The organism is Actinoplanes auranticolor (assembly GCF_018332655.1).
In the GTDB taxonomy this organism is placed as follows: Bacteria; Actinomycetota; Actinomycetes; order Mycobacteriales; family Micromonosporaceae; genus Actinoplanes; species Actinoplanes auranticolor.
This window is the reverse complement of sequence record NZ_BOQL01000017.1, coordinates 154,665-170,264: the sequence shown is the minus strand read 5'-3', so window position 1 is coordinate 170,264 and position 15,600 is coordinate 154,665. Positions and strand designations below refer to the sequence as shown.

15 protein-coding genes are annotated in these 15,600 nt (G+C 71.2%); 5 read left to right on the top strand and 10 right to left on the bottom strand.

Annotated elements, in window-relative coordinates; all coding sequences use genetic code 11:
• Positions 1 to 23: 23 nt before the first annotated feature.
• The 4 genes from radA (at position 24) to Aau02nite_RS09170 (ending at position 3,699) form a co-directional block, all read left to right on the top strand.
• The gene (radA, locus tag Aau02nite_RS09185) at positions 24 to 1,445 is read left to right on the top strand and encodes a DNA repair protein RadA (protein ID WP_438841114.1); all 1,422 of its coding nucleotides are present in this window, start codon (positions 24 to 26) and stop codon (positions 1,443 to 1,445) included.
• 100 nt (positions 1,446 to 1,545) lie between these two features.
• Entirely contained in the window at positions 1,546 to 2,730 is a 1,185-nt protein-coding gene (gene disA / locus Aau02nite_RS09180; protein ID WP_438841113.1) for a DNA integrity scanning diadenylate cyclase DisA, read from the top strand.
• Positions 2,731 to 2,743: 13 nt separating this feature from the next.
• Positions 2,744 to 3,175 (top strand): DUF6924 domain-containing protein, encoded by a 432-nt coding sequence (locus Aau02nite_RS09175; protein ID WP_212987879.1) that lies wholly within the window; start codon positions 2,744 to 2,746, stop codon positions 3,173 to 3,175.
• On the top strand, positions 3,172 to 3,699 hold the full coding sequence (locus Aau02nite_RS09170) for a GNAT family N-acetyltransferase (protein WP_212987878.1): 528 nt from the start codon (positions 3,172 to 3,174) through the stop codon (positions 3,697 to 3,699). Before Aau02nite_RS09175 ends, Aau02nite_RS09170 begins: the two co-directional genes overlap by 4 nt.
• Positions 3,700 to 3,722: 23 nt before the next feature.
• Here the strand turns inward: Aau02nite_RS09170 and Aau02nite_RS09165 are convergent, their stop codons facing one another.
• The 3 genes from Aau02nite_RS09165 to Aau02nite_RS09155 form a co-directional block, all read right to left on the bottom strand.
• On the bottom strand, positions 3,723 to 4,502 hold the full coding sequence (locus tag Aau02nite_RS09165; protein WP_212987877.1) for an adhesin: 780 nt from the start codon (positions 4,500 to 4,502) through the stop codon (positions 3,723 to 3,725).
• A gap of 81 nt (positions 4,503 to 4,583) precedes the next feature.
• Positions 4,584 to 5,135, bottom strand: a complete 552-nt coding sequence (locus tag Aau02nite_RS09160) for a peptide deformylase (protein WP_212987876.1) — start codon at positions 5,133 to 5,135, stop codon at positions 4,584 to 4,586.
• Complete coding sequence (locus tag Aau02nite_RS09155) at positions 5,132 to 5,635, bottom strand: glycine cleavage system transcriptional repressor (protein WP_212987875.1); 504 nt, start codon at positions 5,633 to 5,635, stop codon at positions 5,132 to 5,134. The genes Aau02nite_RS09160 and Aau02nite_RS09155 overlap by 4 nt, the downstream gene beginning before the upstream one ends.
• A 25-nt stretch (positions 5,636 to 5,660) precedes the next feature.
• Here Aau02nite_RS09155 and Aau02nite_RS09150 point away from each other — a divergent pair, with 25 nt between their 5' ends.
• A complete protein-coding gene (locus tag Aau02nite_RS09150) occupies positions 5,661 to 6,563 on the top strand; it encodes an HhH-GPD family protein (RefSeq protein WP_212987874.1) in 903 nt (300 codons plus the stop codon).
• Positions 6,564 to 6,609: 46 nt separating this feature from the next.
• Here Aau02nite_RS09150 and Aau02nite_RS09145 read toward each other — a convergent pair whose 3' ends face one another.
• From Aau02nite_RS09145 to Aau02nite_RS09115, 7 genes are all read right to left on the bottom strand, one after another.
• The gene (locus tag Aau02nite_RS09145; protein WP_212987873.1) at positions 6,610 to 7,182 is read right to left on the bottom strand and encodes a DUF4291 domain-containing protein; all 573 of its coding nucleotides are present in this window, start codon (positions 7,180 to 7,182) and stop codon (positions 6,610 to 6,612) included.
• Positions 7,183 to 7,287: 105 nt separating this feature from the next.
• Positions 7,288 to 9,810 (bottom strand): ATP-dependent Clp protease ATP-binding subunit, encoded by a 2,523-nt coding sequence (locus tag Aau02nite_RS09140; protein ID WP_212987872.1) that lies wholly within the window; start codon positions 9,808 to 9,810, stop codon positions 7,288 to 7,290.
• A gap of 355 nt (positions 9,811 to 10,165) precedes the next feature.
• The gene (locus Aau02nite_RS09135) at positions 10,166 to 10,519 is read right to left on the bottom strand and encodes a histone-like nucleoid-structuring protein Lsr2 (protein ID WP_212987871.1); all 354 of its coding nucleotides are present in this window, start codon (positions 10,517 to 10,519) and stop codon (positions 10,166 to 10,168) included.
• Between the two features lie 132 nt (positions 10,520 to 10,651).
• Positions 10,652 to 12,160: a lysine--tRNA ligase gene (gene lysS / locus Aau02nite_RS09130; RefSeq protein WP_212987870.1), complete on the bottom strand. Its 1,509-nt coding sequence runs from the start codon at positions 12,158 to 12,160 to the stop codon at positions 10,652 to 10,654.
• Positions 12,161 to 12,214: 54 nt separating this feature from the next.
• Positions 12,215 to 12,973 (bottom strand): type III pantothenate kinase, encoded by a 759-nt coding sequence (locus tag Aau02nite_RS09125; RefSeq protein WP_212987869.1) that lies wholly within the window; start codon positions 12,971 to 12,973, stop codon positions 12,215 to 12,217.
• 117 nt (positions 12,974 to 13,090) lie between these two features.
• The gene (gene nadC / locus Aau02nite_RS09120) at positions 13,091 to 13,945 is read right to left on the bottom strand and encodes a carboxylating nicotinate-nucleotide diphosphorylase (RefSeq protein WP_212987868.1); all 855 of its coding nucleotides are present in this window, start codon (positions 13,943 to 13,945) and stop codon (positions 13,091 to 13,093) included.
• On the bottom strand, positions 13,942 to 15,588 hold the full coding sequence (locus Aau02nite_RS09115; RefSeq protein WP_212987867.1) for an L-aspartate oxidase: 1,647 nt from the start codon (positions 15,586 to 15,588) through the stop codon (positions 13,942 to 13,944). Before Aau02nite_RS09115 ends, nadC begins: the two co-directional genes overlap by 4 nt.
• Positions 15,589 to 15,600 lie beyond the last annotated feature (12 nt).

Below are 15,600 nucleotides of genomic sequence, written 5' to 3'. Positions count from 1 at the left end.
ACCGGCGGGCTAGCGTGACGGGTGTGACGACTTCCCGCACTCCGTCCCGTGCCCGCTCTGAGCCGCGTCCTGCCTATCAGTGCGACGCGTGCGGGCATCAGCCGCCCAAGTGGCTGGGCCGCTGCCCGGAGTGCAACGAGTGGGGCTCGATCATCGAGTCCACCTTGACCGGTCCCGTGGTGTCCGGCCGGGTGGTCAGCTCGCGGATGCCGTCCGAGCCGGCCCGTCCGATCAAGACCATCAGTGCCGCCCCGGCCAAGGCGGTGCCCAGCGGCGTGACCGAGCTCGACCGGGTGCTCGGCGGCGGCCTGGTCCCCGGCGCGGTGGTGCTGCTGGCCGGTGAGCCCGGCGTCGGCAAGTCGACCCTGCTGCTCGACGTCGCCCAGCAGTGGGCCGCGGGCACCAGCACGCCGTCGCTCGTGGTCAGCGGCGAGGAGTCGGTCAGCCAGGTCCGGCTGCGCGCCGAGCGGCTCGGCGCCCTGCACGACAATCTCTATCTCGCCTCCGAGAGCGACCTCGGCGCGGTCCTCGGCCACCTCGACGCGGTCAAGCCCGGCCTGCTGATCATCGACTCGGTGCAGACCATCTCCGCCCCGGGCACCGAGGGCGTGCCCGGCGGTGTCACCCAGGTCCGCGCCGTCACCGCGGCACTGGTGAGCATCGCCAAGGAGCGCGGCGTGGCCACCGTCCTGGTCGGGCACGTCACCAAGGACGGTTCGGTCGCCGGCCCGCGGGTGCTCGAGCACCTGGTCGACGTGGTGCTGCACTTCGAGGGTGACAAGCACTCGTCGCTGCGCCTGGTCCGCGGCGTGAAGAACCGCTACGGCCCGGCCGACGAGGTCGGCTGCTTCGAGATGCACGAGACCGGCATCGTGAGCCTGGCCGACCCGTCCGGGCTGTTCCTCACCCGCTACAACGAGCCGGTGCCGGGCACCTGCGTCACCGTGGCGATGGAGGGCCGCCGGGCGATGGTCACCGAGGTGCAGGCCCTGATCGGCGCCCAGGTGCAGGGCTCGCCCCGGCGCACCGTCTCCGGCCTCGACAGCGCCCGGCTGGCCATGGTGCTGGCGGTGCTGCAGCGCCGGATGGAGAAGATCAAGCTGCACGACCGGGAGGTCTTCGCGGCCACGGTCGGCGGCATCCGGGTCACCGAGCCCTCGGCCGACCTGGCGATGGCCCTGGCGGTGGCCTCCGGCGCGCTCAATCTGGCCATGGCCCCGCACCTGGTGGCCATCGGCGAGGTGGGGCTGACCGGCGAGGTGCGCCGGGTCGGCGCGATCGGGCGGCGGCTGGCCGAGGCGGCCCGGCTGGGCTTCCGCTTCGCCCTGGTCCCACCCGGGTACGGCACCGGCGAGGGCGACAGCCCGCCCAAGGGGATGCGCGTCGTCGAGGTGGGCGACCTGCAGACCGCGGTGCAGTGGGCAGCCCGGGCGTCGGCCGAATGAGCCGCGCCGCACGCTCACCGGCAGTGACAGTCGATCACGCTCTGGAGCCCCGGCCCAACCGCGGCTCGTTGACCTGGATACGAGTCCGTAGAATGTACAGGTGCCGCTCGACCGCGATGCCTCATCAAACCGCCATACCCATGGCGCTGCTGCCGGCGTCAACGGTTCGGCAGCCCGTCCGATGACCCCGACGACGCCCGGCCTGACCGGCGGTGGAGTCAGCGGTGACCCGCTGCGCGCCAACCTCGCCCTGATGGCCCCCGGCACCGCCCTGCGCGACGGCCTCGAGCGCATCCTGCGCGGCCGCACCGGCGCGTTGATCGTGCTCGGCTACGACGCGGTGGTCGAGCAGATCTGCACCGGCGGTTTCCCGCTCGACGTGGAGTTCTCCGCGACCCGCCTGCGCGAGCTGTGCAAGATGGACGGCGCGGTGGTGCTCTCCAGCGACGGCACCCGCATCGTCCGCGCGGCCGTGCACCTGATGCCCGACCCGGGCATCCACTCGGAGGAGTCGGGCACCCGGCACCGCACCGCCGAGCGGGTCGCCAAGCAGTCCGGCTTCCCGGTCATCTCGGTCAGCCAGTCCATGCACATCATCGGGCTGTACGTGAACGGCCAGCGGCACGTCCTGGACGACTCCGCCGCCATCCTCTCCCGGGCCAACCAGGCCCTGGCCACCCTCGAGCGCTACAAGCTGCGCCTCGACGAGGTCTCCGGCACGCTCTCCGCGCTGGAGATCGAGGACCTGGTCACGGTCCGCGACGCGGTCGCGGTCGTGCAGCGCCTCGAGATGGTGCGCCGCATCGCCGACGAGATCTCCGGTTACGTGGTCGAGCTGGGCACCGACGGCCGCCTGCTCGCCCTGCAGCTCGACGAGCTGATGGCCGGTGTCGACTCCGACCGCACGCTGGTCATCCGCGACTACCTGCCGACCGGGCGCAAGGCCCGCACGCTGGACGAGGCGCTGGTCGAGCTCGACCTGCTGACCGCCACCGAGATGATCGACCTGGTCGCGGTGGCCAAGGCGATCGGCTACGCGGGTGCCTCCGACGCGCTGGACGCGGCGGTGAGCCCCCGCGGCTTCCGGCTGCTGGCCAAGGTGCCCCGCCTGCCGGCCCAGATCGTGGAGCGGCTGGTCGACCACTTCGGCAGCCTGCAGCGCCTGCTCGGCGCCACGGTGGAGGACCTGCAAGCGGTGGAGGGCGTCGGCGACGCCCGCGCCCGGGGCGTCCGCGAGGGCCTGTCCCGCCTGGCCGAGGCCTCGATCCTCGAGCGCTACGTCTAGGCTTCCCTGCACCATGACTGCTATCCCCACACCTCTGCCGGCGCCCGGCGACCTCACCTCCCTGGTCCTGCGCGCGGACTTCAGCGACGATGCGGCCTGGGACGAGCTGCGGGCCGTGATGCGCAGCGAGGGAGCCCACCGCAGCGCCACCTACGTGAGCGACCCCGCTTATGCCGGAGTGACGATCCAGGCGCTGGTGGAGGCGGACGCCGCCGCGAACGAGGACGACAAGCTGGCGTACCTCTTCCTCGCCGACCAGGTCGCCCTCACCGACGACGAGCACCCGCTGCTGGCGATCGACCTGGCGGAGGAGCCGGGCCGGACCTTCCGGGTACGGCCGGCCTCGTTCACCGACGTCTCGGCGAGCCTGGCCGTCGGCAACATGGACTTCGCCGACTTCGCCGACGCCACCGACGACTCGGGCACCTACCACGGCACCGCATGACCGCCGGTCCGGCCGCGGTGCGTTTCGTACGCCTGCCACCCCCGGTCCTCGAAGCCCTGCTGAGCGGTGACCTGACCGCTGCCCGCACGGCGACCGGTGTCCCGCTCACGGGGTGGTTCCTCAGTGACGAGGTCACCTGGCTGTGGCGCATGCGCCTCGACCAGATCGCGAAGGACCCGGCGGCCGCCGACTGGATCGTCCGCGCGGCCGTCTCCGTCCCCGACGGCACAGTGGTCGGGGCGGGCGGCTTCCACGGACCGCCGGACAGCGCGGGCATGGTGGAGATGGGCTACAGCACGGACCCGGCGTACCGCAGGCGCGGCTTCGCCAAGGCGATGGTGACCGAGTTGCTGCGCTGGGCAGCCGGGGAGCAGTCGGTGACGACCGTACGGGCCAGCATCAGCCCGCAGAACGTCGCGTCGCTCGCCACCATCGCAGGCTTCGGCTTCGCCCACGTCGGCGAGCAGTGGGACGAAGAGGACGGCACGGAATACCTGTACGAACGCCCGGCCCGGCCGGCGTAACGCTCAGCCGGTTCCGGGGCCGCTCAGGCGGTGATGGTGAGGGCGACCGGCGCGCTGATCTTGGCGCCCAGCCGGAACCGCATCTCGTACTGGCCCGCGGCCGGCGCCGTGCCCGTGGCCAGCCCGCCCGCGCACTTGTTCGCCTGCTTGCCGTTCCAGGTCACGTTGTACTCGCGCTCGCTGTTCGGCGGGAAGGTGCGGACCTCGGAGCCCTTGACCGTGCTGCACGTATCCGAGGACCAGACCCGGCCGGCGCCCTGCCCGATGTAGAGCTCCTGCAGGTCGGCGCCCACGTCGCGGGTGCACGTACGGGCCGAGATGTTCTTGATCTTGAGGCGGACCGCCACGGGGGCACCGCGGCGGACCGTCGTCACGGCCGGCACCGGCGTCACGGACATCTCCGCGTCGGTGCACGTGCCGCTGCCCGCGGCCACGTTCGTGTCGCCGCCCTGCGTACCGCCCTGGACGCCGCCCTGGGTGCCGTCGCCCGGGTTCGCCCCGGCACCGGCCGACGGGTCGGCGGCCGCGCCACTGGCGGTCAGCTCGCCGGGATCCGGCAGCGACGGGTTACCCGCGCCCGGTCCCGGATCGGTGAAGGACGGCTCATCCTCGGGGGTCTGCGACGCCGAGGCGGGCGTGAGCGGCGCTTGCGAGGAAGCGCCCTTGCCGCGATTGCTGTCCTTGTCGTCCCCGCCGGAGCAGGACACGAACAGCACGATGACGCCGAGCAGCAGTGCTCCGAGCACCACCGCACGACGCCGCCAGTACACGGCGGAAGGAAGGGGACCGACCGTCGAACGCATGATGGGTGCACGGTATCCCCGCGAAGGGGGCATGACCGACGCGACGCGCCGATAGTGCGACACCGTCTCGCACGCTGATCGTTAGAGATAGACCTTGCGCTGGTAGACGGCGTGCGCGCCGGCGACGCGGTCGAGGAATAGTTTTCCGGCGCAGTGGTCGATCTCGTGTTGCAGCGCCCGCGCCTCGAACGCGTCCGTGGTCAGCCGCACCGGCTCACCCGTACCCGGAAGGACAGCCTCGACCACGACGCGGCCGGCCCGTTTCACATCGCCGGTCAGGTCCGGCACGGACATGCAGCCCTCCCGGCCCGGCCGCCACCGGCTCGCCTCGACGACCCGGGCGTTGCACAGCACGAACGTGCCGTGCGCGGTCACCGTCTTCGGATGCTCGGTCACGTCCACGACGAACACCTGCGCACCCACCCCGACCTGCGGCGCGGCCAGCCCGACACAGCCGGGCGAGACCCGCATGGTGGCGACCAGGTCGGCGGCCAGCTGCACGATCGCCGGGTCGGCCGGGTCCACCTCGGCCCCGGCGCTGCTGAGCACGCCGGCCGGGGCGGTGACCACGGGCAGCACCTGACCCTCGACGCCGAGCACGTCCGGCTTCCAGTCCGCCAGGGCGTCGCTCACAGGACGTCCGACTCGGCCCGGCGCAGGGTCACTTCGACGCCCAGCTCCTGCGCGGCCACGGCCAGGCGTACGGCCAGGTCGTCGGCGCTGCCCGGCGGCACGTCGACCTCGGCGATCAGCACGTAGAGCGGGCCGGTCAGCCGGGTGGTGAGGTCGGTGATGTTGCCGCCGGCGGCGGCGACCACCCGGGTGACGGCCGCGACGATGCCGAGCCGGTCGGCGCCGTGCACGCTCACCAGGTACGGCTCCCCCGCCGCGTCGGTGTCCGCCTCCGGAGCCACCGCCCGGACGGTCGCCAGCAGGCCGCTGATCGGCGCCAGCGCCTTCTCCACGTCGTCGGCCGCGGCGCCGGTGCAGATCAGGGTCATCGCGAAGTGCCCGCGCAACCGGGTCATGGTGGAGTCGGACAGGTTGGCCCCGAGCCCGGCGAGCGCCTCGGAGACGTCGGCGACGATGCCGGTCCGGTCGGGACCGATGACGGTGATGGCAAGCTCGTTCACTCCGGCATCCTAAGCTGGTGCGGTTATGACGCTCGCCGACTCGGTCATCAAGTGGTACGACGCCAACGCCCGCGACCTGCCCTGGCGGGTCCCCGGCACCAGCGCCTGGGCGGTGCTGGTCAGCGAGGTGATGCTGCAGCAGACACCGGTGGTCCGGGTGACGCCGGCCTGGCACGCCTGGATGACCCGCTGGCCGGAGCCGGCGGCGCTGGCCGAGGATCCTCCGTCCGAGGCCATCCGGATGTGGGGCCGGCTGGGCTATCCGCGCCGGGCCATGCGGCTGCACGCGTGCGCGGTGGCCATCGTGGAACGGCACGGCGGGCAGGTGCCCGACGACCTGGACCAGTTGCTGGCGCTGCCGGGCGTGGGGATGTACACGGCCCGGGCGGTGGCGACCTTCGCGTACGGGCAGCGTCACCCGGTCGTGGACACCAACGTCCGCCGGGTCGTGTCCCGGGCGGTCGCCGGTGACCCGGACGCCGGTCCGACCACGACGACGGCTGACCTGACCGCGATGGCGGAGCTCCTGCCGATCGAGCCGGCCCGGGCGGCCCGGGCGAGCATCGCGTTCATGGAGCTGGGGGCGCTGATCTGCACGGCCCGCTCACCGCGCTGCCCGGCCTGCCCCTTTGAGCCGGTCTGCGCGTGGCGGCAGAGCGGCGCGCCGGCGCCGGTGGGTCCGACCCGGCGACCGCAGAAGTACGCGGGCACCGATCGGCAGGTCCGTGGGCTGCTGCTGGAAGTGCTGCGGCACACCACCGGGCCGGTGCCCCGGCAGCGGCTGGACGCGGTGTGGCCGGACGAGGTGCAGCGTGCGCGGGCCCTGTCCGGGCTCGTCACGGACGGACTGGTCGAGCCGCTGGACTCCGATGCGGACCGGTTCGTGCTGGCCGGCGACCATCCACCCCGCTTCCCACCATTGACCTAGCCCGCGGCCGGACCCTCCCCGGCTGAGCGCTCCGCGGCCGGCCATGTCACGCCGCGATGGCCGTCGCCAGGTCGGCCGGCAGTGGGTAGGGCCGTTCCGGTGGCAGCAGGGCCGGGTCGCGGGTGGACTGCACCCGGTGGGCCAGGTCGGTCACGTCCCGGATGGCGACCGTCCACTCGTCCACGTACCGCGGGACGGCCTCGCCGCCCAGGCCCAGCTGCAGCGAGCGGTAGGGCAGCGCACCGAGCTGCATCGTCCGCTCCGGGTCCCACTGCACCCGGACGGGACTGCGCCGCAACCGCCGCGACCATTCTTCGCGCGTCTCGCCGCCGCCGGTCTCGTAGTGGCTGATGCACGCGTGCGCCAGCGCCCACTCGAACCCGGCCCGGGTGATCTCCACCGCGAGGACGCGTTCCTGGCCGGGCTTCGTGCCCCAGCCGCAGCGGTACATCATCCACAGGAACGACGGCTTGATCCACGTCATCCGGTCCCGTTTGAACGGTGCCACGAAGCGTCCGGCGCGCACGGCCGGCTCGGCGATCTCGGCGGAGTACGCCTGGTAGACGGTGATCGTCTCGGCCGTGTGGACGGCCCGGATCTGCCGCTGGGGTGTTTCCATGCGGTTGATGATCGAGGTGGCGGGCGCTCGCGGCGAGCGATTAACGCGGAACGGCCCGGCGCCTCCCTGTCGGGAAGAGCCGGGCCGTCCGGTGCTGCGTGCTGCCTACTCCTCGGTCGCGGCCGCGCCGAGGTCGGCGGGCACCGCGTCGGGGACCGTGGCACCGCGGTCGGCGCCGGTGAAGGTCAGCTTCGACTTCTCGATGTTCTCCGGGTCGCCCTCGCAGTCCACCACCACGATCTGGCCGGGGCGCAGCTCGTTGAAGAGGATCTGCTCGGACAGGGAGTCCTCCAGGTCGCGCTGGATCGTCCGGCGCAGCGGCCGGGCGCCCAGGACCGGGTCGAAGCCCTTCTTCGCCAGGTACTTCTTCGCGTTGTCGGTCAGCTCGAGACCCATGTCCTTGTTCTTGAGCTGGGTCTCGATCCGCGCGGTGAAGATGTCGACGATGTGCAGGATCTCGTCCTGGCGCAGCTGGTGGAAGACGATCGTGTCGTCGATGCGGTTCAGGAACTCCGGGCGGAAGTGCTGCTTCAGCTCGTCGTTGACCTTGACCTTCATCCGGTCGTAGTTGCTCTCCACGTCCTCGGACGCCTGGAAGCCCAGCGACACCGCCTTGGCCACGTCACGCGTGCCGAGGTTGGTGGTCAGGATGATCACCGTGTTCTTGAAGTCCACGATGCGGCCCTGACCGTCGGTGAGGCGGCCGTCCTCCAGGATCTGAAGGAGCGTGTTGAACACGTCCGGGTGGGCCTTCTCGATCTCGTCGAAGAGGACCACGGAGAACGGCTTGCGGCGGACCTTCTCGGTCAGCTGGCCGCCCTCGTCGTAACCCACGTAGCCGGGAGGGGCACCGACGAGGCGGGACACCGTGTACCGGTCGTGGAACTCGGACATGTCGAGCTGGATCAGCGCGTCCTCGGAGCCGAAGAGGAACTCCGCGAGCGCCTTGGAGAGCTCGGTCTTACCGACACCCGAGGGGCCGGCGAAGATGAACGAGCCCGAGGGGCGCTTCGGGTCCTTCAGGCCGGCACGGGTACGCCGGATCGCCTTCGAGACCGCCTTGACCGCGTCCTCCTGGCCGATGACCCGCTTGTGGAGCTCGTCCTCCATGCGGAGCAGCCGGGAGGTCTCCTCCTCGGTCAGCTTGTAGACCGGGATGCCGGTCCAGTTGCCGAGGACCTCGGCGATCTGCTCGTCGTCGACCTCGGAGACGACGTCGAGGTCGCCCGCCTTCCACTCCTTCTCCCGCTGCGCCTTCTGGCCCAGCAGCTGCTTCTCCTTGTCGCGCAGCTGCGCGGCCCGCTCGAAGTCCTGCGCGTCGATCGCGCTCTCCTTGTCGCGGCGGACCTGGGCGATGCGCTCGTCGAAGTCGCGGAGGTCCGGCGGTGCGGTCATCCGGCGGATACGCATCCGGGCGCCGGCCTCGTCGATCAGGTCGATCGCCTTGTCCGGCAGGAAGCGGTCCGAGATGTAGCGGTCGGCCAGCGTCGCCGCGGCCACCAGGGCGGCGTCGGTGATGCTGATCCGGTGGTGCGCCTCGTAACGGTCGCGCAGGCCCTTGAGGATCTCGATGGTGTGCGCCAGTGACGGCTCACCCACCTGGATCGGCTGGAAGCGGCGCTCGAGCGCGGCGTCCTTCTCGAGGTGCTTGCGGTACTCGTCGAGGGTGGTCGCACCGATGGTCTGCAGCTCACCACGCGCGAGCATGGGCTTGAGGATCGAGGCGGCGTCGATGGCGCCCTCGGCGGCACCCGCACCCACCAGGGTGTGGATCTCGTCGATGAACAGGATGATGTCGCCGCGGGTGCGGATCTCCTTGAGCACCTTCTTGAGGCGCTCCTCGAAGTCACCGCGGTAGCGGGAACCGGCGACCAGCGCACCGAGGTCGAGCGTGTAGAGCTGCTTGTCCTTCAGCGTCTCGGGCACCTCGCCCTTGATGATGGACTGCGCCAGCCCTTCGACGACGGCGGTCTTGCCGACGCCGGGCTCGCCGATCAGCACCGGGTTGTTCTTGGTACGGCGGGAGAGCACCTGCATGACCCGCTCGATTTCCTTCTCCCGGCCGATGACCGGGTCGAGCTTGCCCTCGCGGGCGGCCTGGGTCAGGTTGCGTCCGAACTGGTCGAGCACCAGCGAGGTCGACGGGGCGGCCTCGCCCGCGGCGGCTCCGGCGGCGGCCGGCTCCTTGCCCTGGTAACCCGAGAGCAGCTGGATGACCTGCTGGCGGACCCGGTTGAGGTCGGCACCGAGCTTGACCAGCACCTGGGCGGCGACGCCCTCGCCCTCACGGATCAGCCCGAGCAGGATGTGCTCCGTGCCGATGTAGTTGTGGCCGAGCTGCAGGGCCTCGCGCAGCGAGAGCTCCAGCACCTTCTTGGCCCGCGGCGTGAACGGGATGTGCCCGCTCGGCGCCTGCTGGCCCTGACCGATGATCTCCTCGACCTGCTGCCGGACACCCTCGAGGGAGATGCCGAGGCTCTCCAGAGCCTTCGCGGCAACGCCTTCGCCCTCGTGGATGAGACCGAGCAGGATGTGCTCTGTCCCGATGTAGTTGTGGTTGAGCATCCGGGCCTCTTCTTGGGCCAGGACGACAACCCGTCGCGCTCGGTCGGTGAACCGCTCGAACATGCCCTCGTGCTCCTCACGTGCCGTGCGCCAATGAACTGGCGGGGCCAGCGCACGGGTATCGGTGATACCTGTGCTCTCTCACTCTATCGCCGCCGGGAGACTCTGCTGGGCCCTCGAGCCCTCTGGGGACGTCCTGCGCCGATGTTCTCCCCAACTTCGCACGCTCAACGGCTGTTCCCCACCCTTGCGGAGTACGCGCACAGCGAAATCCCCCGCGCCGGGAACTTCGTCCACAGCCTGTGGACAACGCTGTCCGCCCCTGTGGATAACTTACGCAAGCCGGGCGAAGAACGCGCGAAAAGCAGAAGGGTCCGTGACGCTCGCGCGCCCCGGACCCCTCGTCAGGCCGTCCGGCTCAGCGGCCGGGCCCCTTGGCGTGGAACTCGTCCACGATCTCCTGCGGGATCCGGCCCCGGTCGGAGATGTCCTTGCCGGCCTTCTTGGCCCACTCCCGGATGGCCTTGTTCTGCTCGCGGTCGGCGGTCGCGCCGCCACGGCCGCGCGCCGCCCGGCCGCCGACGACGACACCGCCGCGCGCGACCTTGCTCCCCGCGCCCACGTACGGCGCGAAGATGTCGCGCAATTTCGCGGCGTTCGACTCGGACAGGTCGATCTCGTACTGAATGCCGTCGAGGGCGAACTTGACGGTCTCCTCGGCGTCACCGCCGTCGAGGTCATCGACGAGCTTGTGAATGATCTGCTTGGCCACGGGCCGTTATCCTCCCGAACACAGGTTCTCTGTTCACCCAATCCCCGTGAACAATAACGCCCGGCCCGCGTGATCCGTCAATGGCGGGTCGGCGATTGCACCGGCGCCAAGCAAATCGTGTCCCGGTACGTCCTACTCCGGGCGCACCAAGGGGAACAGGATCGTTTCCCGAATGCCCAGCCCGGTGAGCGCCATCAGAAGCCGGTCGATTCCCATTCCCATGCCACCGGCGGGCGGCATTCCGTACTCCATGGCACGCAGGAAATCCTCGTCCAGCTGCATCGCCTCGGCGTCGCCGCCGGCGGCCAGCAGCGACTGCGCCACCAGGCGCTCCCGCTGCACCACCGGGTCGACCAGCTCCGAGTACGCGGTGGCCAGCTCGAACCCCAGGACGTAGAGGTCCCACTTCTCGGTCAGGCCGGGCTCGGTGCGGTGCGCCCGGGTCAGCGGGGTGGTCTCCTCGGGATAGTCGCGCACGAAGGTGGGCTGCTGCAGGGTGTGCTGCACGAGGTGCTCGAAGAGTTCCTCGGCCAGCTTGCCCGGCCCCCACTTCGGGTCCACGGATAGGTCATGCTTTTCGGCATACCGCTGCAGGCTCGCCAGATCGGTGCGGACGGTCACTTCTTCGCCGAGCGCCTCGGACAGAGAACCGAAGAGGGTCACCGAACGCCACTCGCCGCCGAGGTCCAACTCGGTACCGTCGAAGTGCGTCACGATGTGTGATCCGGCGGTTGCGTCCGCGGCCTCCTGAATCCACTCGCGCACCTGCTGCTGCATGACGTTGTAGTCCGCATACGCCTGGTACGCCTCGAGCATCGCGAACTCCGGCGAGTGGGTGGAATCCATGCCCTCATTGCGGAAGTTGCGGTTGATCTCGAAGACGCGTTCGATGCCGCCGACCACGGCCCGCTTCAAAAAGAGTTCCGGGGCGATACGCAGATAGAGATCTATGTCGAGTGCGTTGCTGTGCGTCACAAACGGGCGCGCGGTGGCCCCGCCGTGCAGCAACTGCAACATCGGCGTCTCCACTTCGAGATAATTGCGCGCGAACAGCGACTCGCGCAGGCTGCGGACCGCCGTCGCCCGGGTCCGGACCATCTCCCGGGCCTGCGGGCGCACGATCAGGTCGACGTAGCGCTGCCGGACCCGGGTCTCCTCGCTCAGCGGGCGGTGGGCGACCGGCAGGGGGCGCAGGGCCTTGGCGGTCATGGTCCAGGAACCGGCGAGCACGGAGAGCTCACCCCGGCGGCTGGTGATCACCTCGCCGGTGATGCCGACCAGGTCACCCAGGTCGACCAGGCGCTTCCACTGCTCGAGGGCCTCGGCGCCGACCTGGTCCAGGGACAGCATGGCCTGCAGCTCGGTGCCGTCACCGTCGCGCAGCGTGGCGAAGCAGAGCTTGCCGCCGTTGCGGACGAAGATCACCCGGCCGGTGATCCCGACCGTGTCGCCCGAAGCCGAGTCGGTGGCCAGGTCGGCGTACTTCGCGCGGATCTCGGCCAGCGTCGCGGTGCGCTCGAAGCCGACCGGGTACGGCTCGACGCCCTCGGCCAGCAGCCGGTCCCGCTTCGACCGGCGGACCCGCATCTGTTCGGGGAGATCCTCGGCGGGGTCAACGGCGGGGACGTTCTGCTCGGTCACGGCACGACTCTCTGTCAAGGGGTCCAGGTTGCGCAAAAGCCTACTAAGGCCGGTTCAGACGTTCCGCTCATATACCATCCGCAGGCCGATCAGCGTGATCATCGGCTCGTGCGCGGTGATCGTCCGGCAGGCGTCCTTCACCAGCCAGGCCAGGCCGCCGGTGGCGATGACCGAGCGTACCGACCCGATCTCGGCGGTCATCAGCTCGACGATCCGGTCGACCTGGCCGGCGACGCCGTAGTAGAGGCCGGACTGCAGGCACTCCACCGTGTTCTTGCCGATCACCGAGCGCGGCTTGGCCGGCTCGACCTTGCGCAGCTGGGCGGCCCGGGCGGCCAGTGCGTCGAAGGAGATCTCGATGCCGGGCGCGAACGCCCCGCCCAGGAACTCGCCGCGCGCGCTGATCACGTCGAAGTTGGTGGTGGTGCCGAAATCGACCACGATCGAGGGACCCCCGTAGAGGGCGTGCGCGGCGAGCGTGTTGACCACCCGGTCCGCGCCCACCTCCTTGGGGTTGTCGATGGCCAGCTGCACCCCGGTCTTCACGCCCGGCTCGACGATGACGTTCGGCAGGTCGCCGTAGTAGCGCCCGAGCATCGTCCGCAGCGACCGCAGCGCCGCCGGCACGGTCGAGCAGGCGGCGACCCCGGTGATCTCCACCGCGTCGCCGGCGAGGAGCCCCCGGAACATCAGACCGAGCTCGTCGGCGGTGGACCGGGCATCGGTCTTGATCCGCCAGTTGTGGACGAGCTTGTCCCCGTCGAACGTGGCCAGGACGGTGTTGGTGTTTCCGATGTCAATGCAGAGAAGCATCACAATCCCGATCAATCGAAGGTACGGGCGTCGGGCTCCACAACCGCAGCACCGGCGACTACACCACACCAGTCTTGGTCACGCCGGGCGGGCCGCCCCGCCGGGTGGCCCGAGCTCTCAGCGAGGGCGGAGGTCCAGGGCGATGTCCAGGATCGGGGACGAGTGGGTCAGCGCGCCCACCGAGAGGTAGTCCACGCCCGTGGCGCCGTACTCCTGCACGGTGTGCAGGGTCAGGTTGCCGGTCGCCTCCAGCTCGGCCCGGTCGCCGACCGCGGCCACCACCTCGCGCAGCAGATCGGGGGTCATGTTGTCGCAGAGCAGGAAGTCCGCGCCGGCCTCCACCGCCTCCCGGGCCTCGGCGACCGTGGTCACCTCGACCTGCACCGCGACGTCCGGGAACGTGGCGCGGACCAGGCGGTAGGCCGCCGTGATGCTGCCGGCCGCGAGCTTGTGGTTGTCCTTGATCATGGCCACGTCGTAGAGGCCCATGCGCTTGTTCGTGCCACCGCCGACGCGGACCGCGTACTTCTCCAGCGCGCGCAGACCCGGCGTGGTCTTGCGGGTGTCCAGCACCGTCGCCTTGGTGTCCGCCAGCTCGTCGGCCCACCTGCGGGTGTGGGTGGCCACGCCGGACATGCGGCAGAGCAGGTTGAGGGCGGTGCGTTCCGCGGTCAGCAGCGAGCGCGTCGGACCGGTCACCACGGCCAGCACGTCGCCGCGGACGACCCGGGTGCCCTCCTCGATCCGCTGGTCGAAGGTCGCGGTGCCGCCCGAGGTGGCCGCGAAGACCTGGGCCGCGACCGGCAGGCCGGCCACCACACCGGGCGCGCGGGCCACCAGCTCGGCCGTGTCGACCTGGTCGCCCGGGATGGTCGCCTCACTGGTCACGTCGCGCGGCGGGTCACCCAGGTCCTCGGCCAGCGCCGTGTAGACGACCCGCTCCACCTCGGCCGGGTCCAAGCCCACCGTCATGCCATCTCCTCGAAGGTCTGGGTGATCGTTCCGCCGCCGTCGAGGGCGTTCAGCAGGTGACCGCGCCACTCGTCCAGGGCGTTCGGGTAGTCCTCGCGCCAGTGGCAGCCGCGCGTCTCCCGGCGTTCGGCCGCCGAGGCCACCAGGGTGGCCGCGACGGTCAGCAGGTTGGTGGCCTCCCAGGCCGCGTTGTGCGGGGCGCCGCGCTGCTCACCGAGGCGGGCCAGCTCCTTCGCCGTGGCGGCGAGCGAGTCGGCCGAGCGCAGCACACCGGCCCCGCGCGTCATGGCCCGCTGCAGGTCGCCACGGATCGCCGGGGCGACGACCCAGCCGGGCTCACCGGTCGGCGCCACCGGGTCGGCCTGCGGGGGCAGTTCGGCCACGATGTCGTCGGCGATGCGCCGGGAGAAGACCAGGCCCTCCAGCAGCGAGTTGCTGGCGAGCCGGTTGGCGCCGTGCACGCCCGTGCAGGCCACCTCGCCGCAGGCGTACAGGCCCGGGATGGAGGTGCGGCCGTGCAGGTCGGTGCGGACGCCGCCGGACGCGTAGTGGGCCGCCGGGGCGACCGGGATGAGCTCTGTCGCCGGGTCGACACCGGCCGCCCGGGTCGACGCCACGATCGTCGGGAAGCGCTGCTCCAGGAACTCCTTGCCCAGGTGGCGCGCGTCCAGGAAGACATGGTCGGCGCCGGTGGCCCGCAGCACCCGGTGGATGCCCTTGGCCACCACGTCGCGCGGTGCCAGCTCGGCCAGCTCGTGCTGTCCCACCATGAACCGCTTGCCGGTCTCGTCGACCAGGTGGGCGCCCTCGCCGCGCAGCGCCTCGGAGATCAGCGGCCGCTGCACCGAGGTCACGCCGGCCGTCATGAACGACGTCGGGTGGAACTGGACGAACTCCACGTCGGTGACCTTGGCCCCGGCGCGCAGGGCGAGCGCGACCCCGTCGCCGGTGGAGACCGCCGGATTGGTGGTCGAGGCGAAGATCTGGCCCATACCGCCGGTGGCCAGCACGACCGCGCGGGCCAGGATCGCCCCGACGCCGTCCTCGCTGCCCTCGCCCAGCACGTGCAGGGTGATGCCGCAGGCGCGGCCGTCGGCGGCGCGCAGCAGGTCCAGCACCAGGGCGTGCTCGACCAGGCGGATCCACGGGTCGCGGTGCACCGCCTCGTGCAGGGCCCGCTGCACCTCGGCACCGGTGGCGTCGCCGCCCGCGTGCACGATCCGGTCGGCGCGGTGCCCGCCCTCGCGGGTCAGCATCAGCGAGCCGTCGGCGTTGCGGTCGAACTCGGCGCCCATCCGCATCAGCTCGCGGATCCGGGCCGGGCCCTCCTCGACCAGGACGCGTACCGCCGCGGGGTCGCAGAGACCGACCCCGGCGATCTCGGTGTCGAACGCGTGCGCCTCGGGGGTGTCCAGCGGGTCGAGCACGGCCGCGATGCCGCCCTGGGCCCAGCGGGTCGACCCGTCGTCGATGTTGACCTTGGTGACGACGGTGACGTGCAGGCCCGCCTCGCGCAGGTGCAGAGCGGCGGTGAGGCCCGCGATGCCGGAGCCGACCACCAGCACGTCGGTGGTCTCGGTCCAGCCGGGCTCGGCGGCGGCCAGGCGGCGGGGTAGCGCCGGAAGGTCGGCAAGATGCGACATGCGCTCAGTCAA

What these genes read in the sequence shown, in the direction of transcription:
- Aau02nite_RS09175 (WP_212987879.1), top strand. Translation starts at nt 2,744, where the DNA reads ATGACTGCTATCCCCACACCTCTGCCGGCGCCCGGCGACCTCACCTCC.
- Aau02nite_RS09170 (WP_212987878.1), top strand. Translation starts at nt 3,172, where the DNA reads ATGACCGCCGGTCCGGCCGCGGTGCGTTTCGTACGCCTGCCACCCCCG.
- Aau02nite_RS09165 (WP_212987877.1), bottom strand. Translation starts at nt 4,502, where the DNA reads ATGCGTTCGACGGTCGGTCCCCTTCCTTCCGCCGTGTACTGGCGGCGT.
- Aau02nite_RS09150 (WP_212987874.1), top strand. Translation starts at nt 5,661, where the DNA reads ATGACGCTCGCCGACTCGGTCATCAAGTGGTACGACGCCAACGCCCGC.
- Aau02nite_RS09145 (WP_212987873.1), bottom strand. Translation starts at nt 7,182, where the DNA reads ATGGAAACACCCCAGCGGCAGATCCGGGCCGTCCACACGGCCGAGACG.
- Aau02nite_RS09140 (WP_212987872.1), bottom strand. Translation starts at nt 9,810, where the DNA reads ATGTTCGAGCGGTTCACCGACCGAGCGCGACGGGTTGTCGTCCTGGCC.
- Aau02nite_RS09125 (WP_212987869.1), bottom strand. Translation starts at nt 12,973, where the DNA reads ATGCTTCTCTGCATTGACATCGGAAACACCAACACCGTCCTGGCCACG.
- nadC (WP_212987868.1), bottom strand. Translation starts at nt 13,945, where the DNA reads ATGACGGTGGGCTTGGACCCGGCCGAGGTGGAGCGGGTCGTCTACACG.
- Aau02nite_RS09115 (WP_212987867.1), bottom strand. Translation starts at nt 15,588, where the DNA reads ATGTCGCATCTTGCCGACCTTCCGGCGCTACCCCGCCGCCTGGCCGCC.